The sequence below is a fragment of the Enterococcus sp. HMSC061C05 genome (genome assembly GCF_001814765.1).
Taxonomy (GTDB): Bacteria; Bacillota; Bacilli; order Lactobacillales; family Enterococcaceae; genus Enterococcus_B; species Enterococcus_B lactis.
Genome location: NZ_KV817726.1, coordinates 1 through 25,056, shown reverse-complemented (window position 1 = coordinate 25,056; position 25,056 = coordinate 1). Strand labels below are relative to the sequence as shown.

Sequence of the window (25,056 nt, the reverse complement as noted above, 5' to 3'; positions counted from 1 at the left end):
AACAAAAGGAAAAGTTTTGTCTTTCAGGCTAAAAATGACAGAATCTATTATTTACTAAAAAAAAGCTTAAGAGGAGCAACTTGCCTTTTGTTTCCCGGCATTTAGTGATAAAATTGAACACAAGAGTCTAATTAATTCGAGGTGTCTTTGTGAAGAAGTTCAATCCTAATAAAAATATTATTATTACCTTGGTTATTGTTATCATCGTGGTGACGATACTAAGTGTGACCGCTGCACAGCGAGCGAATGAAGGAAAGCCTAATTTCTTCCAATCCATCGTTAATGACAGTGTTGCAATGGTTGATAAAACAATCTCTGCCCCAGTACGGTGGGTGCGAAACGGAGTAGATTCTGTCCATAATCTTTTTTCAACTTATGCCGAAAATGAGCGGCTAAAAGAAAAAATCGATAGCTATGATGACGTTGCACAGCAAAACAAGAATTACGAGAGAGAAATCGAATCTTTGAAAAAAGAACTTGATTTGAACCAGACGCTGACGAGTTACGAAAAAGTAACGGCAAATGTCATTACCCGTTCACCAGATAGCTGGCAGGACATGCTGATCGTAGACAAGGGTTCTAAAGACGGTATCGAAGCAAATATGGCAGTCATGTCGCAAAAAGGATTGATCGGCCGAGTGATCGAAGTCAATACAGCTTCGTCTAAAATCGAATTACTGTCATCCTCTAACGAAAGCTCCAATCATTTTCCAGTACGGGTATCTTCGGCTAATGGCGAAGCATTCGGTTTGCTTAAAAACTATGATGAAAAACTCCATGCATTAGTGGTGACCCAATTGACTGGTGATACGGATATCAAAGAAGGGGATGTTGTTCAGACATCCGGTCTTGGAGGAAATTCTCCAGCTAACTTGCCAATCGGTACGGTTATCAAAACGAAACCAGACAGTTATGGCCTGGATCGGGAAGTTTATGTGAAACCTTATGCAGAAATGTATGATGTGTCAGTTGTGACGATTGTCCAACGGCTAGCGGAGGATTAGTCCATGTTGAAAAAAGAAACAATGAAGTACTATCTGCCAATCGTTCTTTTCTTTTTGATGTTGATAGATGGCCATTTAACAAGAATGCTAGGAGAGTGGTCGAAAGGCAGTTATATGTCAAATGCCCACTTTCTGATCTTGGCATTGTTATGTTGCAGTATGGCATTTGAAAAACGCTATTTGCTAATCACCACGATTGTTCTCGGTGCAGTCTATGATGTTTACTATATCGGTGTTATCGGTATCTATGCCGTAGCTCTCCCTTTGATCGTATGGTTGATGTATGTAATGAAAGATGTCATCCACGTCAACATCTTTACTGAATTTTTCAGTATGATTATCTTTGTCACGGGGTATGAACTGTTTACGATGGTGGTCCAATTGATTTTTAAACTAGCAGTAGTAAATAACACGTATTTTATTACAAGGTTCTTAGGGCCTACACTGCTGTTGAACATGATTATTTTTGTATTATTCATTTTTCCATTTAAGAAATTATTCAGTGATGAATAATTTCTTTTTTTGTTTTTCCTCTGAAAGTAAAAAAGAATTGTTGTTATCTTAAAAAAAGCCCGTCTTAGCATGCCTTTTTCATGATCATTTTCTGAAACGAACAGTTTTGTCATTTTTAGAGGTTGTTTTGAAACATTTTTGTAACATAACTATTATATCGCTGACATACTGCTATGGTACAATTTTTATATCGTTAAGAAAGACTTAAATATATTTAGATATTTATTAAATTAAGCCAGTCGGAGGAATGAAGAGTGAAAAAGAGTTTAATATCAGCAGTAATGGTATGTTCAATGACCTTGACTGCCGTAGCATCACCGATCGCTGCCGCGGCGGACGATTTTGATTCTCAGATACAACAACAAGATCAAAAGATTGCAGACTTGAAAAACCAACAAGCAGATGCACAATCACAAATCGATGCCCTAGAAAGCCAAGTTTCTGAAATCAACACACAAGCACAAGATCTATTAGCAAAACAAGACACATTGCGTCAAGAATCTGCCCAATTAGTAAAAGATATTGCAGATTTACAAGAACGTATTGAAAAACGTGAAGATACAATCCAAAAACAAGCACGTGAAGCACAAGTAAGCAATACAAGCTCAAACTATATTGACGCTGTATTGAATGCTGATTCATTAGCAGATGCTATCGGACGCGTTCAAGCAATGACAACGATGGTAAAAGCAAACAACGACTTGATGGAACAACAAAAACAAGATAAAAAAGCTGTAGAAGACAAAAAAGCTGAAAACGATGCTAAACTAAAAGAATTAGCTGAAAACCAAGCTGCTTTGGAATCTCAAAAAGGCGATCTTTTATCTAAACAAGCTGATTTGAACGTACTGAAAACTTCATTAGCTGCTGAACAAGCAACTGCTGAAGACAAGAAAGCTGACTTGAACCGCCAAAAAGCAGAAGCTGAAGCAGAACAAGCACGCATTCGTGAACAACAACGTCTAGCAGAACAAGCACGTCAACAAGCAGCACAAGAAAAAGCTGAAAAAGAAGCACGCGAACAAGCAGAAGCTGAAGCACAAGCTACTCAAGCTTCATCAGCTGCACAAAGCTCAGCAACAGAAGAATCATCAGCTGCTCAATCTTCAACGACTGAAGAATCATCATCAGCTGCTCAATCTTCAACAACAGAAGAATCAACAACAGCGCCTGAATCTTCAACAACAGAAGAATCAACAACAGTGCCTGAATCTTCAACAACAGAAGAGTCAACAACTGTACCTGAATCTTCAACAGAAGAATCAACAACACCTGCGCCTACAACACCATCAACAGATCAAAGTGTTGATCCTGGGAACAGTACTGGTAGTAATGCAACTAATAACACAACTAATACAACACCAACACCAACGCCTTCTGGAAGTGTGAATGGTGCAGCAATCGTAGCAGAAGCTTACAAATATATCGGTACTCCATATGTTTGGGGCGGTAAAGATCCAAGTGGATTTGACTGCTCAGGATTCACACGCTATGTTTACTTGCAAGTAACTGGTCGTGACATTGGTGGTTGGACAGTTCCTCAAGAATCAGCTGGAACAAAAATCTCAGTTTCTCAAGCAAAAGCTGGAGACTTATTATTCTGGGGTTCACCAGGCGGAACTTACCACGTAGCGATTGCTTTAGGCGGAGGACAATATATCCATGCTCCTCAACCAGGCGAAAGCGTAAAAGTTGGTTCAGTTCAATGGTTTGCACCTGACTTTGCTGTCAGCATGTAAGAATGATTAATCAAAAAGAGTTAGTCCAGAAAAGGGCTAACTCTTTTTTTATTGAGAGAAAATAGAAATCAGATGAATTCTTCTGTCAATTCCATGAACGTTTGGATATCTTCCATCACCATATCGATACCTGCTTGCCAAAAATCTGGTTGAGTGAGATCGACATTCAAATGTTTCTTTGCAAGCTCTTCCGTCGTCATTGAAGCAGTATCACGTAGTAAATGGATATATTCTTCTTCGAAATTTGCCCCTTTTTGATTAGCGTAAGCATAAATGCCTAAACTAAACAGGTAGCCAAAGGTGTATGGGAAGTTATAAAACGGTACGTCATCAATAAAGAAATGTAATTTTGCAGCCCAGAAATATGGATGATAAGTGGCTAAAGCTCCTTGGTAGCCTTCTTTTTGTGCTTCAACCATCATCTCTGTGATCTTATCTTCTGAGACTAATCCTTCTTGCCGTGCTTCATAGAATCGATTCTCAAAAATGAATCGAGAATGGATATTCATGAACATAGCTAAAGCATTTTGCAATTTTGTATCTAGCAAATTGATTTTTTCTTCTTTTGTTTTTGCGGCTTTTAATGTAGCATCGGCTACAATCAGTTCTGCGAATGTACTTGCTGTTTCTGCGACATTCATTGCGTATTCACGATTTAAAGAAGGCAAGTCCCACATCGTGCTGCTATGGAAAGCATGCCCCAATTCATGAGCAAGTGTCGCAACCTCATTAACAGAATTGCTGTAGGTCATAAAGATCCTTGATTCTTTTGTTTCTGGTAACTCAGTACAATAACCACCAGGACGTTTTCCAGGACGATCTTCTGCTTCAATCCAGCTCTTTTCAAAAGCAGATTGTGCGAATTTAGCCATTTTTGGACTGAATTTATTAAAGTTTTCGATAATAAATGCAGCTGCTTCGTCAAAACTAAAGGCTTTTTCTTTCAAATCGCCTAAAATAATAGGTGCATCTTGATCCTGCCATTCCATTTTTTCTTTACCGAAAAGATTGGCTTTTCTAGTCAAGTAATCAACAAGGGGTTGTTTGTTTTTTTGGATCGTCTCCCACATGACAGACAATGTTTCTTTTTTCAAACGGTTGTATTCTAATGGTTTTTGCAGAAAATCTGTGATGCCATGAAGTTCATAGTTAGAAAGTCTGAAACCATCTAAATGATTCAAAGTATCTGTGAAGAGGGGAGCCTTTTCTTTCCATGCTTTTTCCCATGCTGCGAAAAGTGTTTCTCTGACTTTTAGATCTGGATCGCCCATCATCTTATTGAAGGCTTGGCCAGCAGATAATTCGACAACTTGACCATCTTGTTGGAAGGGAATCGAAATGCTGGCTACAATCGTATCATAATGACTGCTCCAGGCATTTAGACCATCTAATGAGAGCGTGTTGATAATGTTCTCTTCAGCTTCTGATAATAATTGTGAACCGTCACGACGGATCTCGTTTAAACGAAACGCGATTGTTTCAAACGAACCATGGGAAAGCATCTGATTCCAATCATTGTCAGATATTTCTGCAAATTTCTTCGACAATACTGTTTCGGCTGATTGTAGACGAGGAAGCAAGGCGTAAAGCTTACCTGATAAGATCTTTGCATCTGAATCATTGACATTGGCAGAAAGCAATGCAGTAATATAGCTGTTGCATTGGGTAAAGCCGTTCGTAATCGTTTCTTGCAATTGAAGAATCGCGTTTAGCTGCTCTGCCTTGTCAGAACTAGGTGACCATTTTGTTACACGTTGATAATATTCGTTCGTTTGGTCTTCCAATTGCTTCATCCGTTGGTTCAAAGCATCAGAATGGCTTCCTCCGGGGAAAATAGAATCTAGATCCCAATTTAATGAATAACTCATGAAAAAACTCCCTTCATATTGTAATACAAAATTAAGTATAGCACTTTTTTATAGAAGAAGTCTCTATGAAAATGATTGTTGTTTCTTCAAAAAAAGTCTAAGATAAATACAGAGGTGACTTATGAATTCTTCAAAAAAACAACTGAAAAACGGAAATATTTATTTAGTGATCGCACTTATAGTCGTTGCCATCTTATTTTACAGTTCTTCTCAAACTTACGGACAGCAATCACAAGTTTCGCGATTAGAAAGCTGGCTTCCTAATCAGCCATTTAAGGACACATTAGCAGGTATACGTTTTAATTATGGTGGAAGTATCGTGAGTATCGACCATCTGGGCTACGCCAAATTTGTAGAGTTCTTTTTAAGAAAAGGCGCACATTTTGCTACTTATTTTGTTTTGGGTGGCAGCTTGTTTTTAGGTGTTTTCCCTAAACTAAAAATTTGGTGGCTGACAGCGATCCTTGCTTGGCTTTCAGCAACAGGATACGCAGGTTTGGACGAATTCCATCAAATGATGACCGGTGGACGAACGCCTATGTTCCAAGATGTCATGTTGGATTCGATCGGTGCTCTGACTGCTGTGGTATTATGTGTGCTTTTTGCGGCATTCAAGAAGCGTTTATAGATTGGCTGTGGCTTTGTTTTTTTGTGAAATAGTACTAGAATAGAAGTGTATTCTCAAAAGAACAAGGGAGGAAAAATCATGTCAGGACATAGTAAGTGGCATAATATCCAAGGAAGAAAAAATGCCCAAGATGCGAAACGAGGAAAAGTCTTTCAGAAACTTTCTCGTGAAATCTATATGGCAGCTAAAGCAGGCGGTCCTGATCCATCCATGAACCCAGCTCTGCGGCTTGTTGTGGACAAAGCAAAAGCTGCAAATATGCCAAACGACAATGTAGAACGGGCGATTAAAAAGGCTACTAGCGCCGTAGATGAAACGAATTACGATGAAATCACGTATGAAGGATACGGCCCGGGTGGAGTAGGAATCTTAGTCCATGCATTGACGGATAATCGTAATCGGACAGCGACAAATGTCCGAGTAGCTTTTACTCGAAACGGCGGGTCACTGGGAGAAACGGGTTCAGTCAGTTACTTGTTTGATCGTAAAGGGTATATCGTCATTGAACGCGATGGGTTGGCTGTTGATGAAGAGACGATGTTTGAAGATGTATTAGAGGCGGGGGCAGAAGATCTGCAAACTTCTCCTGAAGTGTTCGAGATTTATACTGCACCAGAAGATTTTGCTGCTGTACGAGATGAGCTGGAAAAAGAGTTCACTTTAGCGCAAGCAGAATTGACGATGATCCCACAAACGACGATCGATTTAAATGAGGAACAACGGGAGCAATTGGAACGTCTAGTAGATAAGCTAGAAGACGATGATGATGTCTCAGAAGTCTTTACTGCTGCTGAAATGTAAGCAAGCGCCTAGTTGAGATAATAAGTAAGAACGCACCTGTACGATTCGTACAGGTGCGTTCTTTTTATCAATTCTTTTTTGTTAGAAGACCAATACAGGTGTTCCTTTTTCGACCATCCCGAATAATTCCTTCATTACACTTGGCGGAGTGTTGATACAGCCATGTGAACCGCGGGTTTTCCATAAATCTCCGCCGTATTCAGGTTGCCAGTCAGAATCGTGGATACCAACACCTGTCCAGTCAATCGGCATCCAGTAATTTACTGGACTCTCGTAAGGCGTTCCGTCGTCATTTGTTCCTTTTAAAGTTGCATCTTCTTCTTTATTCCAAACATAGAAGACCCCAGCAGGTGTAGGTGTAGATGGCTTTCCGGAAACGATATCTGTTTCAAGGGCTACTTTTCCGTCTTTATAATACCACATATGCTGGTTCTCTAGATCAACTTCGATATACGTATCTTCGATCAATGGATGATCAGCGGTTGTGCCACCTTGCACAATCGGAGAACGAGTAAAGTCTTGGCCTGTCAGAATAGCTTTTTTCAACGCTTCTGTCTCGCTATCTGTTTGGATCGTCCAGCTGTAAGTGCCAACTGGGACCGTAACTTCTCCTCTTTTTGTACTTTTAAATTTTGTGTCATTCGTACTTGTGTTATACTTTGTGCCTAAATCTGTTACATATTGACGTACTTGTTCTGTATCTAAATCGACTTTTCCGTCGTAGGTCAGCCAGCTCATGATATCACTTGATGGAATCTGGAAAGTCTCACCGTTTATACTGTAAGTAGCTTTTACTTTTGCGATAGCATTCATGGATTCGAGTTGTTCTTTCAGTGAACTGTCTCCGGAGGTTACTTTTGGTTTTTCTTTGAACTCAGTTAATTCAATCGTATCTTTACCGGAATTTACTGCACTTTTTATTTGTTTGACCGCAGCATCGACGTTGATGGTATTTCCATTGACTTCAGGCTTGATAACAAAAGAGTCGCCTGATTTTTCAATTGTTGCATCAGTTGTAGGTGTCCGGTCTTTATTCAGATCAGTCAGTTTAGTTGTCAATGTCTGAACGGTAGTATCCAGTTTCTGGTGGTCTTGACTGATAGGATCGATTTCTTGTTTTTCCGCTGCTGAAACATAAGTCATTCCCCAAGTCCATCCGTTTTGTTCATTTAGGATCGGAGAAAGCTCAGAAGTGAAATCATCTTTATAGCCGAGCTCAGATTTTGGTACTTCCTGCCAGACTTTTCCATCTTCTTTAATAGCTAATTTTTTATCGGAATAAGCTTCTTTTAATTTTTCATTTGCTTTTTCGACTGTTAGATCGCTGACATTTATTCCGTTGATTTCCGTATTCGGCAAAAAATGTTTTGTGTAGTATGTACTGCGATAGGTATAAAAGCTAATCAGCACTAAGAGAACACCAAGAGCTGAAAGCAAAGCAACATGTTTCGATTTTTTTCGATGCGAAGATCTTGTCATATCGACAACTCCTTAAGTAAAAGTTTAGGGTGGAACGGTCTCATGATAGCATAATTTAGACGAAAAGACGAAGGTTATCTCTTCTTTATGAAAAAATTTAGAAACCAGAAGAGTGATAAAATAAAAAAACGGAAAACACCGTTTAGATGTTTTCCGTCATATTCAAAAATTATTCAGCGTCTAGTTTAGCAAAAGCTTCATCTAGAATTTCTTTTAATTGTTTAGCAGAAGCAGCCATGCGGTCTTGTTCGCTGTCGCTTAAAGGAATTTCGATTACTTTTTGGATACCTTGACGGTTGATAACAGCAGGTGCACCAATGTAGATGTCGTTCAATCCATATTCGCCATTCATGAAGACTGATAAAGGAAGAACAGCATTTTCATCATCTAAGATGGCACGAGTGATACGTGCTAATGCTACTGCGATACCATAGAAAGTAGCGCCTTTTTTCTCGATAATTGTGTAAGCAGCGTCACGTACGCCGAAGAATAGGTTAACCATAGCTTCTTCATCGATTTCAGGGTTGTTTTTCACCCATTCATAGATTTGCAAGCCGGCAACATTTGCATGTGACCAAACTGGGAATTCTGAATCTCCGTGTTCACCTAAGATGTAAGCATGGACATTACGTGCATCAACGTCAACTAATTCCGCAAGTGCTTGACGGAAACGAGCAGAGTCAAGAGACGTACCTGAACCGATAACGCGTTCTTTAGGGAAACCTGAGAATTTCCAAGTTGAGTAAGTCAAAATATCTACTGGGTTAGCGGCAACTAAAAAGATACCGTTAAATCCTGATTCAACGATTTGTGTGACAACATCGCGGTTGATTTTTAAGTTTTTGTTTACTAAGTCTAAACGAGTTTCACCTGGTTTTTGTGGTGCGCCAGCTGTAATAACAACTAAGTCAGCATCATGTGCGTCTGCGTAAGTAGCAGAGTAGATTTTTTTAGGTGAAGTAAATGCCAAAGCGTGAGACAAGTCAATTGCGTCTCCTTCAGTTTTAGCAGTATTGATATCCACGATACCTACTTCTTGAGCAATATTTTGAGTAACTAGAGCAAAGGCATAGCTAGAACCTACGGCGCCGTCTCCAACAAGAATAACTTTTTGATGATCTTTTTTTTCTGCAGCTGCAGTCATTTAGTATCAATCCTTCCATTGATTTGTTTTTTCCCATGCTTATGCTAACATTTCTCAAGCCCCATGTCACGCTATTTGGCTATAAAATATAACAGATAACAAGGTTGTATTATATGTAAAAGCTTACATGTGCGTTATTTCACTATTTTTATAAATCAATTATTTCATTAAACTTTGAAGAAATTTTTAATTTCTTTATCATTTATTAACGATTCTCTTTTAGCCGAAACGCTTTGTTTTGTGGTATACTATACATTGACAGTATAAAAAAGAAAAAAAGCTCGATGGACTGGACCGCTAATTAGCAGTCCAGCCTTTTGTGCTGTTTTTAGAATTAGGTGGAAAAACAAAAATGAAAATGATCGTCGGGTTAGGAAACCCAGGTACCAAATACCAATATACTAAACACAATATCGGCTTTATGGTCGTGGATCAAATTGCACGCGAACATCAAGCTACTTTCAAAAGAAATCCATTCGAAGCAGAAGTTGCCGAATTTTTTCATAATGGAGAAAAGATCTTTCTAGTCAAACCACAGACATTTATGAATGAATCTGGTCGTGCAGTCGGACCGTTAATGACTTATTTTGGGATTTATCCAGAAGAATTAGTCGTCATCTACGATGATTTGGATCTGGCAGTAGGAAAGATCCGGCTCCGTCAAAAGGGGAGTGCCGGCGGGCATAATGGTATCAAAAGTATCATTTCCCATTTGAATACGAATGTCTTTGATCGAATCAAGGTGGGAATCGGCAGACCAGAAGGAAAAAAAACAGTGGTCCAACATGTGCTTAGTCCTTTCAGCAAAGAAAACCAGCCTTTGATAGAAGAAAGCATATTTCAATCTGTTAAAGCAGTCGAATATCTCATAGAAGGGCATTCGTTCGTGGATGCGATGAATCAATTCAATTGAGAAAGGAGGAAAAGGAATGGATATCATTCAATTAGTCGGAAAAGATCCGCAAGTAAAAGAATGGATCAGCAATTTAGAAGAAAAAATGCCTAGACAACTAATCACAGGATTAGCTGGCTCAGCGAAGACGCTTCTATTTGCTCGAGCATTTAAGAAAACAAATAAAAATATGATCATTCTGATGCCAAATTTGTATTATGCCAATCAGTTAGCAGAAGATCTGCAACATGTGATTCCGCAGGATCAGATCCATTTATTTCCAGTGGATGAAGTGCTTTCTGCTGAAATGGCCTTTTCTTCTCCAGAAGCGCGAGGCGAGAGAGTCGCAACGCTCAACGCACTTCAAGAAAAAAAAGCAGGTATCTATTTGTTGCCAGTCGCAGCTTTGCACAAGCGGCTGCCGAATAAGAAAACTTGGCTACAGGCGCAATTGAATTGGCATGTTGGTGATGAGATAGATGTGGAAAATCTTCCTCGCCAATTGACTTTGATGGGCTATGTACGAGAAGAAATGGTCGCAAAACCCGGAGAATTCAGTATTCGAGGAAGCATCGTCGATATTTACCCATTAACAACAAACTATCCTATTCGTGTAGAATTATTTGATGTAGAGATAGATTCTATGCGGTATTTTGAAGCAGAAACACAACGTTCAATCGAAAAAACGGAAGAAATCTGGGTTTCTCCAACGAGTGAACAAGTCTATGGACCAGAGGATCTGGAACATGGAATAGAGCAAATGCAAAAAATGTTAGAAAAACGGCTTGCTGCGACCACAGAAGAAGCAGACCGCGAGTTTTTACAAGATTACTTCGGTCAGATGACTTCAAGTTGGCAAGCAGGTATCCCAACAGAAGAAGCAAAATTCTACTCAGATCTTCTTTACCAAGAATTTGTAACGATCTTGGATTATTTTCCTTCAAATAGTTTACTAGTCGTTGATGATTACCAGCGGATCATGGAAACAAATCGGGAAATCGAAAGGGAAGCGGCAGAATGGCATACTCAAAAAATCAGCGAATTGCGGGTTTTTTCTGAGCAGTCATTTTCAGCAGATGTACAAAGAATCGTTCAAAAGGAAAAATTTACTACAACCTTTTTCTCACTCTTCCAAAAAGGGATGGGAAATCTTCGTTTCCAAGCAATCCATAATTTTCAATATCGGACGATGCAACAGTTCTTCGGACAAATGCCATTGCTGAAAACAGAAATGGATCGTTGGCGCAAGCAAAAACAGACTGTTGTGATCTTTATTCCGACAAAGGACAGAATACGTAAAGCAGAACAAATGCTTCGAGATGAAGATATATTAGTAGTAGAAACAGAAAAAAATGCATTGATCAGAGGACAGGTACAATTAGTTGAAGGAGCTTTGCAGGCTGGTTTTGAACTTCCTCAAGAAAAAATAGTAGCTATCACAGAAAAAGAAATTTTCCAAAAAACGACGAAAAAACAAACGAGACGACAAACAGTAACAAACGCAGAGCGATTGAAAAGCTATAATGAGTTAAAAGCAGGAGATTACGTTGTCCATGCCAATCATGGTATCGGGAAATACATTGGGATGGAAACGCTAGAAGTAGATGGCGTTCACCAAGACTATATGACTATTTTGTATCAAAACGACGACAAACTGTTTATTCCTGTTACTCAACTGAATCTGATCCAAAAATATGTCGCCTCGGAAGCCAAAGCACCTCGCATCAATAAGTTAGGCGGAAGTGAATGGACGAAAACTAAACGAAAAGTATCTTCGAAAATCGAAGATATCGCTGACGATTTAATCAAACTATACGCAGCAAGAGAATCAGAAAAAGGATATGCTTTTGGTCCTGATGACGCCTACCAAAAAGAATTTGAAAATGCGTTCCCTTATTCTGAAACAGATGACCAGTTGAGAAGTGCAGCGGAGATCAAGCGGGATATGGAAAAAGAAAAACCAATGGATCGACTACTCGTAGGTGATGTTGGTTATGGGAAAACAGAAGTAGCGCTTCGAGCGGCCTTTAAAGCGATAAAGGAAAGCAAACAAGTAGCCTTTTTAGTTCCAACAACGATCTTGGCACAGCAGCACTATGAAACGATGCTGGAAAGATTTGAAGGTTTCCCCGTAAATATCGGGCTATTAAGTCGTTTCAGAACAAGAAAGCAACAAAAAGAGACCATCGAACAACTGCGCACAGGTCAAGTTGATATTGTTGTAGGAACCCATCGAATCTTGTCAAAAGATATTGAATTTAGCGATTTGGGTCTATTGATCATTGACGAAGAACAACGTTTTGGTGTAAAACATAAAGAACGATTGAAACAGTTACGTGCACAAGTGGATGTTTTGACTCTGACAGCAACACCGATTCCGAGAACTTTGCATATGTCGATGCTAGGCGTGCGGGATCTTTCAGTAATCGAAACACCGCCTGCGAATCGTTATCCGATCCAAACATATGTTATGGAAAAAAATCCTGGGGCTATCCGCGAAGCAATCCATCGAGAAATGGGACGAGGTGGACAAGTATTCTATTTATATAATCGAGTAGAAACGATCGAACAAAAAGTAGAAGAAATCCAAGAACTCGTTCCGGAAGCGCGGATCGGCTATGCTCATGGACAAATGACAGAGGCGCAATTAGAAAATACGCTCTTTGAATTTATTGAAGGTCAGTATGATGTTCTTGTCACTACGACCATCATTGAAACAGGAGTGGATATCCCGAACGCAAATACATTGTTTGTTGAGAACGCTGATTATATGGGTTTATCCACGTTATATCAATTACGCGGACGGGTAGGAAGAAGTAGCCGTGTCGCATATGCTTACTTTATGTATGAGCAGCAGAAGATCCTTAATGAAGTCAGTGAAAAACGTCTTCAGGCAATCAAAGATTTTACAGAACTGGGATCTGGATTCAAAATTGCGATGCGTGATCTTTCCATTCGCGGTGCAGGTAATCTCTTAGGTGCTCAGCAACATGGATTTATTGATGCAGTCGGTTTCGATATGTATTCTCAAATGCTGAGCGAAGCAGTGTCTCGTAAACAAGGAAAGAATAGTCAAGTGGAGAAGACCACTGTTGAGATCGACCTCGGTGTTGACGCGTATCTACCTGAAACATACGTGGCAGATCAGCGGCAGAAAATCGAGATCTATAAACGAATTCGTGAACTTGATTCGCAAGAAATGCTAGATGAATTGGAAGATGATCTGCTCGACCGTTTTGGAGAATACCCAGAAGAAGTAGCACATCTCCTGACAATCGGACAGATTAAAATGGATGGCGATCGAGCGCTCTTGGAAACGATAAGGAAACAGGAGCCGCATATCGTCTTTACTCTAAGCAAAGTTGGAACGAAACGCTACAGCGTGGAACAATTATTCGAAGCGCTAACGGCGACGAAACTAAAAGCCAGTCTAGGCGTTGAAAAAGAACAGATGGTGATACGCTTGACGATTCCAAACCAAATGGAAGAAGCAGTGTGGCTTCAGGAAATCCAAAAGTTTGTCAAAGCATTGCGTGAGCAAAAATATCTGTCAGCGTAGGAAGGAGCAACGATTTGGATCATAAAGAAATGCGGCGCGTCATGCAAGGAGCATTTGTACTGACGATTGCTTCTTTCATAGCAAAAGTATTAAGTGCCCTTTACCGAATTCCTCTCCAAAACTTAGTCGGCGACGAAGGTTTTTATGTTTATCAGCAAGTTTATCCAATTTATGGGATAGCAATGACTTTAGCTTTATCAGGTCTTCCGCAGTTCATATCAAAGTACGTTGCAGAAAGAAAGAATCCTTTCGAGCGAAAGCAAGCTTTGCAAAGTCTTTATCCCTTGGTGTTTTGGACAGGCGTCTTTCTGTGGCTGTTTGTCTTTTCATTTAGCAGTTGGATTGCTTGGATGATGGGGGATATACAATTGAAACCACTGATCCAAGTAGTTTCTTTTACCTTTTTGCTGATGCCTGGTTTATCTTTTTATCGAGGGAATTTTCAAGGAAGATTTTTGATGGAACCAACGGCAGTTTCTCAAGTAGTTGAGCAGTTCGTTCGTGTTTCTGTAATCGTCTGTAGTGCATTTGCTTTTAGAAAGCTCGGATGGACGGTGTACCAAACGGGGACGGCAGCGATGAGTGGAGCAGTTTTTGGCGGGTTATGCGCATATGGGATCCTTCACTACTATGAACAAAAGATTCATGGAGGAGTATTAAGCTTCCGCCGGTTCCCATTATTCAAACAGCCACCAAAATCTTTGATCCGGCGCTTTCTAGTAGAAGGCGGTCTGGTTTCGATTTATAGCGGATTACTCATCTTTTTTCAGCTAATCGACTCTTTCTTTGTAAAAAATGCTTTGGAAGTTTACGGTCTATCGGAATATGGTGCGAAGATAGCAAAAGGGGTCTATGATCGAGGGCAGCCTTTGGTTCAATTAGGTTTAGTGATTGCCACCGCATTAAGTGCGACATTTCTGCCTGCATTGACCCGTCATTTGACCAATCGGATCTATCGTCAGTTTTTGCAGACAGCCAAAATTTATCTTAGATTGACGACCGCTTTGGCATTAGCTGCATCTTTGGGATTGGCCTTACTGCTTCCTTATATCAATTATGCGTTGTTTAAAGATTATGCAGGAAATGCAGCGCTTGTATTGTTTGTTTTTTCCATTGCTTTTACTGCAGTCATCCAAGCCTATCAAAGTATTGCTCAAAGCAAGAACTCTTTTCGCCCTTCTTTAAAAGGAGCAGGATGGGGGCTCTTGGTAAAAGGATTGACTACTTCTTTTCTAACTGGTTTATTAGGAACAGCCGGAGCAAGCCTGTCTACCCTTTTAGGATTAGGTGTGACGCTTTGGTATTTTGTCCGAATCGAAACAAAAGAGCTAAATGCTTTTTGGAAAGAACGACATTTTGGGCGGAAGTTGATTATCAGCCTTCTTTGTATGACAGCAGTCCTGCTGCTGTATTATGGTGTATTGAATATAGTGTTTGGTCCTGTAACTCATCGTTCCACTGCTTTTTTTGTCAGTGTGATAGGCGTTGGGGTTGGCGCATCTGTGTTCATTTATGCAGTGATTCGTCTCCGTCTGTTTACAGTAAGAGAGTGGCTCATGTTGCCATTTGGTAAGAAAATTCTACGATTAAACAAAAAAATCAAAAAGTGAGGAATAAGATATGCGATTAGACAAATTTTTAAAAATATCCCGAATCATCAAAAGACGATCAGTAGCAAAAGAAGTGGCTGATAAAGGAAGGATCCAAATCAACGGAAAATTGGCGAAATCTTCCAGTGATGTCAAAGTAGGCGACATTTTGAAAGTCCAGTTCGGCAACAAAACATTGGAAGTGAAAATTACGGAATTACATGAATCGACCAAAAAAGAAGATGCACAAAAAATGTACGAAATTATTTCTGAAAATCGCACAGAAACACTAGAGAAATAGATTAGACAAGCTTTCATGATATTGGTATAATGAGAAAGACAATCAAAAAAGATTGGAGCGAATCCAAGTGACGAAAAAAAGCAATAAAATCGCTGCGCTAGATACGGAATATGCAAAGAAAAAGTATGCTGAATTTCAGCAACAACAACGACAACTGATTTTTCGAAGACGCAGACTGGCTGCAATTTTTGTTGGTGCTTTGGTCATTTTCGCGATAATAGGTGTGCAGATTTTCCATGATATGCAAAGGATGCATCAATTGAACGAATTGAGAGTCGAAGCAAATACTGAAATGAAAGAAGTCAACGCAGACGTTGATCAGCTGCACCAAGATGTTTCATTGCTGAAAGATGATGAATATGTAGCTAAACTTGCCAGAAGTAAATTCTTTTACTCAAAAGACGGTGAAAAAGTTTATCCTATATTAGAATCAAATACAGACAGCTCGACAAATGAAACAGATCAATCAACTAGTTCTACAACTGCAAAATAAGCAGGAATATAAAAAAGGGAAATAATTAGGAGGAACATTTTTTTTATGTCAATCGAGGTAGGAGCAAAACTGCAAGGAAAAGTATCAGGAATTACAAATTTTGGTGCGTTTATTGATCTAGGTGCTGGAAAAACGGGTCTAGTTCATATTAGCGAAGTGTCAAATGGATATGTAAAAGACATCCATGATGTTTTAAGTGTAGGAGATGAAGTAACAGTCAAAGTTATTTCAGTAAATGATGATGGGAAAATCGGACTATCTATCCGCAAAGCGCAGGAACAACCTGTAGAATCTGGAGAAGAAAGCCGTCCTAAAAAATTTCAACAAAAAGATTCCCGTGACAACCGCAATCGTCCAGCACAGAAAAAATCTTTTTCTCGCAGTCAGCCTTCAGCTCAAAAAGAAGACTTCGATTCATTGATGAGTTCATTTTTGAAAGATAGCGATGACCGCTTATCTTCATTGAAGCGAAACACAGAAGGAAAACGCGGTGGTCGTGGCGGACGCCGCAGCTAATAAAGCTGAAAATAATGATGATGCGACTATTTTAGTCAGAGTATCAACAGAGGGCAGGTTAATTGTCGTTTTAGACGTTTTCCCGCTCTCTTTTTTTAGGAAGAAAGGGTGTGGAAAGAATGAGCGTTGAAAAAGACGGTAAAAAAGTACCGCTATTGCAGCAGTCATTTATTCGGCACGGGAATGAACAAAGATTCTGGCAAAAAGAATCAAGGATTTTAGCAGCGGTATCAGGTGGGGTTGATTCGATGGTTTTGCTCCATTTGCTTTTGCAAGCGCAACGCCAAATCGGTTTTTCTTTGGGCGTCGTCCATATCAATCACCAATTGAGAGAAGAATCAGCAGAAGAAGCTGCTTATCTTCGCTCATATTGTGAAAAGAAGAATCTCCCTTTATATGTAAGTGTTTGGGAAGATCCGGCCAAAACGGCCATAGAAACAGCAGCCCGTAACTTTCGTTATCAAGCATTCACTCGCGTGATGGAAGAAGAACAATATGATACGTTGATGACTGCTCATCATGGAGATGATCAAATCGAGACGGTGTTGATGAAAATCATTCGTGGAGGACAGTTAAGTACTTTTTCTGGAATCAAAGAAGTACAACCATTTGCTACGGGCAGGCTTGTTCGTCCATTGCTGAGTTTCAGTAAAGAAGAATTATATGCTTATGCAGCAGAATCACAGCTTGTTTACTTTGAGGATCAGACGAACCAATTATTAGATGTCCAAAGAAATCGGCTTCGCCATTTGGTTGTTCCTCAGTTAAAACAAGAAAACACCCAGGTGATGAGACATTTTCAGCAGTTTTCGCAACAGATCCAATGGGCAGACCAAGTCATTCAAAAATGTATGGGGCAGTTAATCGAAAAGGAAGTCGAACAGTTAAAGGATCGATTTCAATTTTCAGCAGAAATGATAGAAAAAATGGAAGAAGCGGAACGATACTATTTTTTCCACTCCTTCTTCGACAAAGTATTCTCAGAAACAGGGGTCATTTTGAAAGAGCAGCAAATGACATCGATTTTAGAGCAGTGGCAACAGAAAAAAAGTCAATGGCAGCTTAGCATCGGCAGCAACTGGGTACTGAAAAGAGAGTACCATTTTGTTGTACTCGCTAAAAAAGAAAAACAAGCCACTGCTCAGACAGAAGATCAGCGCTTGTTGCTTATTCCAGAACAAGGGATACAGTTGAACGAAACAGAATGGATTGGTCTGCTCAAACCTGAACATTCAGAGGACATCAAAGCAACAGATTCATGTTCTCTGTTTTCTCATGACATTTGGGTTCCCGCCGATGTGCAACTATATGTCGAAAAAAGAAAAGCAGGAGACCGTATTCAATTAACGGAGAAACTTACAAAAAAAGTATCTAGATATTTTATCGATCAGAAAGTACCTAATTCACAAAGGCAGCATGCTTGGATCATTACAGATGCCAAAAGAAATATATATAGCTTGATACCTTTTGCCTTTTCATATTTGAGTATTCGTGAAGAAACTGATAAAATACACTACATACTTCTTTACAAATATCAAAAAGAAGCAATTGGAAGGAGAACCTGATGTTGGAAAAGGATATTGAGAGAATTTTGATCTCACAAGAAGAGATACAAGTTCGTTGCAAAGAACTAGGCAAAGAGTTAACAGAAATTTACCAAAACACCAATCCCCTAGTAGTAGGTGTCTTAAAAGGAGCGGTACCATTCATGGCAGATATCGTTCGTTCTATCGATACGTATTTGGAATTGGATTTCATGGATGTTTCAAGCTACGGGAATGCAACAGTCTCGTCAGGGGAAGTAAAAATCGTCAAAGACTTGGATACAAATGTAGAAGGTCGCGATCTGTTGATCGTTGAAGATATCATTGACAGCGGAAGAACACTTGCTTATTTAGTGGATCTTTTCAAATACCGCAAAGCTAAATCAGTCAAAATCGTTACACTACTTGACAAACCCGAAGGAAGAGTAGTAAACATCGAAGCAGATTATGTTGGGTTCAACGTACCAAATGAATTTGTTGTCGGTTATGGCCTGGATTATGCAGAAGCATATCGTAACCTTCCGTACATCGGTGTATTGAAACCTAGTGTTTATCAATCAAATTAATGCTGTATCTCAATTAAATTATGGTACAATAGAATGGTCAGGATTGATAAAAAACTGTTAAATTAAATTGACGCTTAGGGAGGGCAACTATGAACAAAAAGAACAATGGCATGATGAAAAATGCCTTGTATTATGTCCTCGTAATCTTAGCGATGGTAATGGTCGTTTATTTCATTTTTGGTAATAACGGCCAGCGATCGTCAGATATCGAGTACTCAAAATTCACAGAACAACTACAAGCAGGCAAAATCAAAGAGTTTGAAGTGCAGCCTGCAAATGGTGTATATAAGATCACTGGTGAATACAAGGAACAGCAGACAGTCGCTAACAGCGGCGGGTTAGCTATCTTGGGTTCAACAGATACGACTACTACCCATTTCACAACAATCATTTTGCCAAATGATACAACATTGAGCCAAGTAACAGAACTGGCAAAAGAAAACAAAGTTGCTACAACAGTAAAAGAAGAATCAAGCAGCGGCGTATGGGTTTCGTTATTGCTTAGCTTCTTGCCGATCGTGATCATCATCTTTTTCTTCTACATGATGATGGGACAACAAGGCGGCGGTGGTGGCGGTGGCGGCCGTGTCATGAACTTTGGTAAATCAAAAGCCAAAGAAGCAGACAAAAAAGCTAATCGCGTACGTTTTTCTGATGTAGCGGGTGCGGAAGAAGAAAAACAAGAACTAGTTGAAGTTGTTGAATTTCTGAAAGATCCTCGCCGATTTGTTGAATTAGGTGCCCGTATCCCGGCAGGTGTACTTTTAGAAGGACCTCCAGGAACAGGTAAAACCTTGTTAGCAAAAGCTGTTGCCGGAGAAGCTGGCGTACCATTTTATTCGATCTCAGGTTCTGATTTCGTAGAAATGTTTGTCGGTGTCGGGGCAAGCCGTGTTCGTGATTTGTTTGAAACAGCGAAGAAAAACGCACCGGCTATCATTTTCATCGATGAAATTGATGCAGTAGGTCGTCAACGTGGTGCCGGTATGGGCGGCGGACATGATGAACGCGAACAAACATTGAACCAATTGCTTGTAGAAATGGATGGTTTCGACGGAAATGAAGGAGTAATCGTCATTGCTGCAACTAACCGTTCTGACGTACTAGATCCAGCGTTACTACGTCCCGGACGTTTTGACCGTCAAATTTTAGTTGGCCGTCCAGATGTAAAAGGACGTGAAGCAATCTTACGTGTCCATGCACGGAATAAACCGATGGCCGATGATGTTGACTTGAAAGTTGTTGCTCAACAGACTCCAGGGTTTGCCGGAGCAGATTTGGAAAACGTCTTGAACGAAGCGGCGCTAGTAGCTGCTAGAAGAAATAAAAAGAAAATCGATGCTTCTGATATCGATGAAGCGGAAGATCGCGTGATTGCAGGTCCAGCTAAAAAAGATCGTGTAATCAGCAAAAAAGAACGCGAAATGGTTGCTTATCACGAAGCTGGTCATACGATTGTCGGATTAGTGTTAAGTCGCGCTCGGGTCGTCCACAAAGTAACGATTATCCCTCGCGGACGCGCCGGTGGATATATGATCGCTTTGCCAAAAGAAGATCAGTTCTTGATGACAAAAGAAGATATGTTTGAACAAATCGTAGGCTTGCTTGGTGGACGTACAGCTGAAGAAATCATCTTCAATGTCCAATCAACTGGTGCCTCCAATGACTTTGAACAAGCGACAGCTTTAGCACGAAGCATGGTAACAGAATATGGAATGAGCGATCGTTTAGGTCCCGTTCAATATGAAGGCAATCATCAAGTGTTCGTTGGCCGCGACTACGGTCAAACAAAAGCTTACTCTGAACAAGTTGCTTTCGAAATTGATCAAGAAGTACGCAAGATTTTGATGGAAGCTCATGCCAAAGCTCATGAAATCATCGAAGCTCATCGTGCACAGCATAAATTGATTGCTGAAAAACTTCTGGAATTCGAAACATTGGATGCCAAAGCAATCAAATCGTTATTCGAACACGGTGTGATGCCTGAAGGTACTGAGTCAAATGATTATCCAAGCGAAAAAGAAGCGAAAACTTTTGAAGAAGCAAAACGTGCTTTGGAAGAAAAAGACGCTGAAAAACAAGCAGAAGAAAAACGTGATTTTGAAGAAGCAAAACATGAACTGCATGAGGAAAATAAAGCAGAACATGATTCAGATTCTCAACAATCAGAAGATAATCATTCAGACGATCAATACAAATAAAAAAATATAGGTCAATTGATCTGATAGGACTCCCGAAAACCGGAACAAAAACCGGTTTTCGGGAGATTTCTTTATTTAAGATGTAAATAGGATGATGTCCTGTTTTCTAGATGATTCTGAATTATTTTTAAAAGAAGCATTCCAAAGTTGAAAAAAGCAGGAGTTGCTAGTATGATTCACTATGAGTTTAAAAACGGAAAAAGGAGTACATAACAAATGAAAGATTATCTGGTTAAGGCACTTGCTCACGACGGATTCGTACGAGCATACGCCGTTCAAGCAACAAATACTGTAGCGGAGGCACAAAGACGTCATGATACTTGGCATACGTCCTCAGCTGCTTTAGGACGAACATTAGTGGGCAGTCTGCTGCTTGGTGCAACACTTAAAGGAGAAGATAAACTAACTGTTCGAATCCAAGGCGATGGTCCAGCAGCGGGAATCGTAGTAGATGCAAATGGGAAGGGAGATGTGAAAGGCTACATCAAAAATCCGCATCTCAGTCTTCCTTTGAATAGTGAAGGTAAAATCGATGTGCGAGGAGCAGTTGGGACACAAGGGATGTTTACTGTCACAAAAGATTTAGGATTAAAAGAACCTTTTTCTGGACAAACGCCAATTGTTTCTGGAGAAATCGCTGAAGATTTTACTTACTATCTCGCTATCTCAGAACAAATCCCTTCAGCTGTTGGACTAAGTGTACTGGTCAATACTGATGACAGTATCAAGACAGCGGGTGGATTCATGATTCAAATCATGCCAGGTGCCGATGAAGAAACAATCAGTAAGATTGAGGAACAATTAAAAACAACACCAAGAATCTCCACTCTCTTAGATGAAGGACAAACACCAGAAGAAATATTGAAGGGATTGCTTGATACAGAAGAGCTGAACGTTTTAGAAAAAATGCCTGTTCAATTCAAATGTGACTGTTCGAAAGAAAAATTTGCAGAAGCAATTATCGCGCTAGGTGCAGAAGAAATCCAAGCAATGATAGATGAAGATCATGGAGCAGAAGCGGTATGCTCTTTCTGTAACAATAAATACAAGTATAGTGAAGAAGAATTAGCTGGATTGAAGAAAGAAGCCTTAGGAGGAATTTAAGTGGAACACAAATGGAAAATCGGCAATGTTGAAATCCCTAATCGTGTCGTTGTTGCGCCGATGGCTGGAATAACAAATTCAGCATTTCGAGTCACTGTCAAAGAATTTGGTGCAGGCTTAGTCGTATGTGAAATGATCAGTGACCAAGGTATCCATTTCAGAAACAAAAAAACTTTAGAGATGCTCCACATTGAAGAAACAGAACATCCATTAAGTTTACAGATATTTGGCGGGAACAAAGACAGCCTACTTGAAGCTGCTCAATTTGTCGAAAAAAACACAGCTGCAGATATAATAGACATCAATATGGGCTGTCCAGTAAACAAAGTGATCAAAGCAGAAGCAGGGGCAAAGTGGCTTTTAGATCCTGAGAAAGTATACGAAATGGTTAAAGCTGTTTCTTCAGCAGTAGATATCCCTGTAACGGTCAAGATGCGTATCGGTTGGGATGAAGAACACGTCTTTGCTGTAGAAAATGCATTAGCAGCACAATCAGCTGGAGCAAGTGCCATCGCTATGCACGGGCGTACACGGGTTCAGATGTATGAGGGAAAAGCAGATTGGGAAATATTAAAAGAAGTAAAAAAACATCTCACCATCCCATTTATGGGGAACGGGGATGTCAAAACACCCGAAGATGCAAAACGGATGCTTGATTATGTTGGTGCAGACGGTGTGATGATTGGCCGGGCAGCTTTGGGAAACCCATGGATGATTCATCGTACACAGCATTATCTAGAAACAGGAGAACTGATTCCTGAACCAACACCAGCCGAAAAGATTGCTACAGCTAAACTTCATTTACAACGCTTAGCAGATCTCAAAGGAGAAAAAGTAGCATGTAGAGAATTCAGAACACATGCGGCTTATTATTTAAAAGGGATTCCTCGAGCAGCAAAAGTGAAAGTAGCAATCAATCAGACAGAAAATCAGCAAGAAATCAATGATCTGCTGGATCAATTTGTAGAAAAAGCAGAAAAAGTACTATTGAAACAAACGTTGTGATTTCTAAGTTTTTCGTGAATTTTCAAGCCGAAATTCCAAGTTCGGCTTGCTTTTTTTGTGTTTCATTGGCATTATAGGAAAGAGATTAACATGAGAATGGAGGAACTTTTGTGACACAGGAACAACAACATCAAGTAGAAGATTTAAATGATCAAATGCTTGTACGTCGTCAAAAAATGGAACAATTGCGTGAAGATGGAATCGATCCATTTGGAAAAAGATTTGAACGCACACACAACTCAGAAGAATTGCATGAACTATTTGATCCAAGAACAAAAGAAGAACTAGCAGAGATGGGATTGACCGCTAGTGTAGCTGGTCGTATGATGACTCGCCGAGGAAAAGGAAAAGCTGGATTTGCGCATCTACAAGATCGTGAAGGCCAAATTCAAATTTATGTGAGAAAAGACCAAGTAGGTGATGAAGCCTATGAAGTATTCAAACATGCAGACCTTGGAGATTTCTTTGGTGTAACTGGACAAATCATGAAAACAGACACAGGCGAAGTTTCTATCAAAGCTTCAGAAATCACGATTTTGTCAAAAGCACTTCGTCCACTGCCAGATAAATACCATGGCTTGACGAATATTGAACAACGCTACAGACAACGCTACTTGGATTTGATCAGTAATCGCGAAAGCTTTGACCGATTTATGAAACGAAGCCAAATTATCAGCGAGATCCGTCGTTATTTAGATGGCAATGGCTATATCGAAGTAGAAACGCCAGTATTGCATAATGAGGCAGGTGGAGCCGCTGCTCGTCCGTTCATCACGCACCATAATGCACTGGATATTGATTTATATTTGCGTATCGCGTTGGAGCTTCATTTGAAACGACTAATTGTCGGCGGAATGGAAAAAGTTTATGAAATCGGTCGTGTTTTCCGTAATGAAGGGATTGACACTACGCATAATCCAGAATTTACGATGTTAGAAGCATACACAGCATATACTGATTTCAATGATGTAATGAATCTGACAGAAGGTATTATCCGTAACGCAGCTCAAAAAGTACTAGGGACAGCGAAAATCACATATGATGGACAAGCTGTTGACTTAGAAAGCGACTTTAAACGTATCCATATGGTAGATGCGATCAAAGAACAAACTGGTGTAGATTTCTGGAAAGAAATGACATTGGAAGAAGCATTAGCCTTAGCTGAAAAGCATAACGTAGAAGTAACAGAAGCGATGGGAGTCGGACATGTTATCAATGAATTCTTTGAAACGTTTGTTGAAGAAACGTTGACACAACCGACATTTGTTTACGGACATCCAGTCGAAGTTTCGCCTTTAGCGAAGAAAAATCCAGAAGATCCTCGATTCACAGACCGATTCGAACTATTTATCGTAGGACGCGAATTTGCTAATGCCTTTACAGAACTAAACGATCCAATTGATCAAAGAGAACGATTTGAAGCACAAGAAAAAGAACGTGAACTAGGGAACGATGAAGCTCACGGTGTAGACGAAGACTTCTTGGAAGCATTAGAATACGGTATGCCGCCAACTGGTGGTCTAGGTATCGGGATTGACAGATTAGTGATGCTGCTAACTGACGCTCAATCCATTCGGGATGTTCTACTATTCCCAACAATGAGATAATCAAATAAAAGCTGTCTAAGGGACTCCTTAGGCAGCTTTTGCTATGTAGAAAGCAACAAACAATAACGAATGTTCAAAAGCTGTTATCAAATATTGCAGACATTAATGGAGCCGAAAGCGAACGATGAAGAAAGAAAAGTAGTAAATAATCGCTTATTGAAAAAAACTTGAAAAAATACAAAAAATTCGTTGACCAAGATAAATTTAGTTGGTATATTATTACTTGTCCAAAAGACAGAAGGAAATATTTCTTCAAAAACATAACAAAAAAGTTATTGACATGTTGCTAACGACATGATAAGATAACTAAGTCGTTAAAAAAGAACAGCTTGCGAAGCTTGATTCTATCGAAAAAAACTTCAAAAAAGTTCTTGACAAATAACAAACGATAAGTTATGATAAATGAGTTGCTGAAAGATTTCGAAAAATGAAATCAAAAAAACTTTTAAAAAAGAGTTGACAACCACTTGTCACTCTGATATGATATAAAAGTTGCTACGGCA

Annotated in this window: 20 protein-coding genes; 17 read left to right on the top strand and 3 right to left on the bottom strand. The window is 39.7% G+C overall.

Annotation, left to right across the window (positions count from 1 at the left end):
- The first annotated feature begins 149 nt into the window (after positions 1-149).
- The 3 genes from mreC (at position 150) to HMPREF2988_RS02690 (ending at position 3,256) form a co-directional block, all read left to right on the top strand.
- Complete coding sequence (gene mreC / locus HMPREF2988_RS02700; RefSeq protein WP_002293051.1) at positions 150-1,004, top strand: rod shape-determining protein MreC; 855 nt, start codon at positions 150-152, stop codon at positions 1,002-1,004.
- Between the two features lie 3 nt (positions 1,005-1,007).
- Positions 1,008-1,517 (top strand): rod shape-determining protein MreD, encoded by a 510-nt coding sequence (gene mreD / locus HMPREF2988_RS02695; RefSeq protein WP_002315901.1) that lies wholly within the window; start codon positions 1,008-1,010, stop codon positions 1,515-1,517.
- Between the two features lie 254 nt (positions 1,518-1,771).
- The gene (locus HMPREF2988_RS02690; RefSeq protein ID WP_070769954.1) at positions 1,772-3,256 is read left to right on the top strand and encodes a C40 family peptidase; all 1,485 of its coding nucleotides are present in this window, start codon (positions 1,772-1,774) and stop codon (positions 3,254-3,256) included.
- 68 nt (positions 3,257-3,324) lie between these two features.
- Here HMPREF2988_RS02690 and HMPREF2988_RS02685 read toward each other — a convergent pair whose 3' ends face one another.
- Positions 3,325-5,124, bottom strand: a complete 1,800-nt coding sequence (locus HMPREF2988_RS02685) for a M3 family oligoendopeptidase (RefSeq protein WP_070769953.1) — start codon at positions 5,122-5,124, stop codon at positions 3,325-3,327.
- 121 nt (positions 5,125-5,245) lie between these two features.
- Between HMPREF2988_RS02685 and HMPREF2988_RS02680 the strand changes: the two genes are divergently transcribed.
- Both HMPREF2988_RS02680 and HMPREF2988_RS02675 read left to right on the top strand, forming a co-directional pair.
- A complete protein-coding gene (locus HMPREF2988_RS02680) occupies positions 5,246-5,752 on the top strand; it encodes a VanZ family protein (RefSeq protein ID WP_024635044.1) in 507 nt (168 codons plus the stop codon).
- 78 nt (positions 5,753-5,830) lie between these two features.
- Positions 5,831-6,553 (top strand): YebC/PmpR family DNA-binding transcriptional regulator, encoded by a 723-nt coding sequence (locus HMPREF2988_RS02675; RefSeq protein ID WP_002290927.1) that lies wholly within the window; start codon positions 5,831-5,833, stop codon positions 6,551-6,553.
- Between the two features lie 81 nt (positions 6,554-6,634).
- Here HMPREF2988_RS02675 and HMPREF2988_RS02670 read toward each other — a convergent pair whose 3' ends face one another.
- Both HMPREF2988_RS02670 and HMPREF2988_RS02665 read right to left on the bottom strand, forming a co-directional pair.
- Positions 6,635-8,032, bottom strand: coding sequence for a L,D-transpeptidase family protein (locus HMPREF2988_RS02670; protein WP_002329834.1), 1,398 nt, complete (start codon positions 8,030-8,032; stop codon positions 6,635-6,637).
- Positions 8,033-8,201: 169 nt separating this feature from the next.
- On the bottom strand, positions 8,202-9,176 hold the full coding sequence (locus tag HMPREF2988_RS02665) for an L-lactate dehydrogenase (protein WP_002287399.1): 975 nt from the start codon (positions 9,174-9,176) through the stop codon (positions 8,202-8,204).
- Positions 9,177-9,528: 352 nt separating this feature from the next.
- On the opposite strand from HMPREF2988_RS02665, the gene pth reads away from it, so the two are divergent.
- From pth to lysS, 12 genes are all read left to right on the top strand, one after another.
- Positions 9,529-10,089, top strand: coding sequence for an aminoacyl-tRNA hydrolase (pth, locus tag HMPREF2988_RS02660; RefSeq protein WP_070769952.1), 561 nt, complete (start codon positions 9,529-9,531; stop codon positions 10,087-10,089).
- A 16-nt stretch (positions 10,090-10,105) separates the two neighbouring features.
- On the top strand, positions 10,106-13,627 hold the full coding sequence (gene mfd, locus HMPREF2988_RS02655; RefSeq protein ID WP_070704638.1) for a transcription-repair coupling factor: 3,522 nt from the start codon (positions 10,106-10,108) through the stop codon (positions 13,625-13,627).
- Between the two features lie 14 nt (positions 13,628-13,641).
- Entirely contained in the window at positions 13,642-15,237 is a 1,596-nt protein-coding gene (locus HMPREF2988_RS02650) for a putative polysaccharide biosynthesis protein (RefSeq protein WP_002290933.1), read from the top strand.
- 10 nt (positions 15,238-15,247) lie between these two features.
- Entirely contained in the window at positions 15,248-15,517 is a 270-nt protein-coding gene (locus HMPREF2988_RS02645; RefSeq protein WP_002287407.1) for an RNA-binding S4 domain-containing protein, read from the top strand.
- A 67-nt stretch (positions 15,518-15,584) separates the two neighbouring features.
- Complete coding sequence (locus HMPREF2988_RS02640; RefSeq protein WP_002287409.1) at positions 15,585-16,010, top strand: FtsB family cell division protein; 426 nt, start codon at positions 15,585-15,587, stop codon at positions 16,008-16,010.
- Positions 16,011-16,055: 45 nt separating this feature from the next.
- Complete coding sequence (locus HMPREF2988_RS02635; RefSeq protein ID WP_002290937.1) at positions 16,056-16,526, top strand: S1 domain-containing RNA-binding protein; 471 nt, start codon at positions 16,056-16,058, stop codon at positions 16,524-16,526.
- A gap of 119 nt (positions 16,527-16,645) precedes the next feature.
- Positions 16,646-18,091, top strand: coding sequence for a tRNA lysidine(34) synthetase TilS (gene tilS / locus HMPREF2988_RS02630; protein ID WP_070769968.1), 1,446 nt, complete (start codon positions 16,646-16,648; stop codon positions 18,089-18,091).
- Entirely contained in the window at positions 18,091-18,636 is a 546-nt protein-coding gene (hpt, locus tag HMPREF2988_RS02625; protein ID WP_002287415.1) for a hypoxanthine phosphoribosyltransferase, read from the top strand. The genes tilS and hpt overlap by 1 nt, the downstream gene beginning before the upstream one ends.
- An 89-nt stretch (positions 18,637-18,725) precedes the next feature.
- Positions 18,726-20,837: an ATP-dependent zinc metalloprotease FtsH gene (gene ftsH / locus HMPREF2988_RS02620; RefSeq protein WP_070769951.1), complete on the top strand. Its 2,112-nt coding sequence runs from the start codon at positions 18,726-18,728 to the stop codon at positions 20,835-20,837.
- Between the two features lie 216 nt (positions 20,838-21,053).
- Positions 21,054-21,941, top strand: coding sequence for an Hsp33 family molecular chaperone HslO (gene hslO / locus HMPREF2988_RS02615; protein WP_002310401.1), 888 nt, complete (start codon positions 21,054-21,056; stop codon positions 21,939-21,941).
- Complete coding sequence (gene dusB, locus HMPREF2988_RS02610; protein ID WP_070769950.1) at positions 21,942-22,946, top strand: tRNA dihydrouridine synthase DusB; 1,005 nt, start codon at positions 21,942-21,944, stop codon at positions 22,944-22,946.
- A gap of 110 nt (positions 22,947-23,056) precedes the next feature.
- A complete protein-coding gene (gene lysS, locus HMPREF2988_RS02605) occupies positions 23,057-24,553 on the top strand; it encodes a lysine--tRNA ligase (protein ID WP_002290948.1) in 1,497 nt (498 codons plus the stop codon).
- Positions 24,554-25,056: the final 503 nt, after the last annotated feature.

Coding starts and splice junctions, on each gene's coding strand:
- HMPREF2988_RS02680 (WP_024635044.1), top strand. CDS start 5,246: ATGAATTCTTCAAAAAAACAACTGAAAAACGGAAATATTTATTTAGTG.
- HMPREF2988_RS02645 (WP_002287407.1), top strand. CDS start 15,248: ATGCGATTAGACAAATTTTTAAAAATATCCCGAATCATCAAAAGACGA.
- HMPREF2988_RS02675 (WP_002290927.1), top strand. CDS start 5,831: ATGTCAGGACATAGTAAGTGGCATAATATCCAAGGAAGAAAAAATGCC.
- pth (WP_070769952.1), top strand. CDS start 9,529: ATGAAAATGATCGTCGGGTTAGGAAACCCAGGTACCAAATACCAATAT.
- HMPREF2988_RS02685 (WP_070769953.1), bottom strand. CDS start 5,124: ATGAGTTATTCATTAAATTGGGATCTAGATTCTATTTTCCCCGGAGGA.
- tilS (WP_070769968.1), top strand. CDS start 16,646: ATGAGCGTTGAAAAAGACGGTAAAAAAGTACCGCTATTGCAGCAGTCA.
- mfd (WP_070704638.1), top strand. CDS start 10,106: ATGGATATCATTCAATTAGTCGGAAAAGATCCGCAAGTAAAAGAATGG.
- ftsH (WP_070769951.1), top strand. CDS start 18,726: ATGAACAAAAAGAACAATGGCATGATGAAAAATGCCTTGTATTATGTC.
- HMPREF2988_RS02665 (WP_002287399.1), bottom strand. CDS start 9,176: ATGACTGCAGCTGCAGAAAAAAAAGATCATCAAAAAGTTATTCTTGTT.
- HMPREF2988_RS02635 (WP_002290937.1), top strand. CDS start 16,056: ATGTCAATCGAGGTAGGAGCAAAACTGCAAGGAAAAGTATCAGGAATT.
- hslO (WP_002310401.1), top strand. CDS start 21,054: ATGAAAGATTATCTGGTTAAGGCACTTGCTCACGACGGATTCGTACGA.
- hpt (WP_002287415.1), top strand. CDS start 18,091: ATGTTGGAAAAGGATATTGAGAGAATTTTGATCTCACAAGAAGAGATA.
- mreD (WP_002315901.1), top strand. CDS start 1,008: ATGTTGAAAAAAGAAACAATGAAGTACTATCTGCCAATCGTTCTTTTC.
- HMPREF2988_RS02670 (WP_002329834.1), bottom strand. CDS start 8,032: ATGACAAGATCTTCGCATCGAAAAAAATCGAAACATGTTGCTTTGCTT.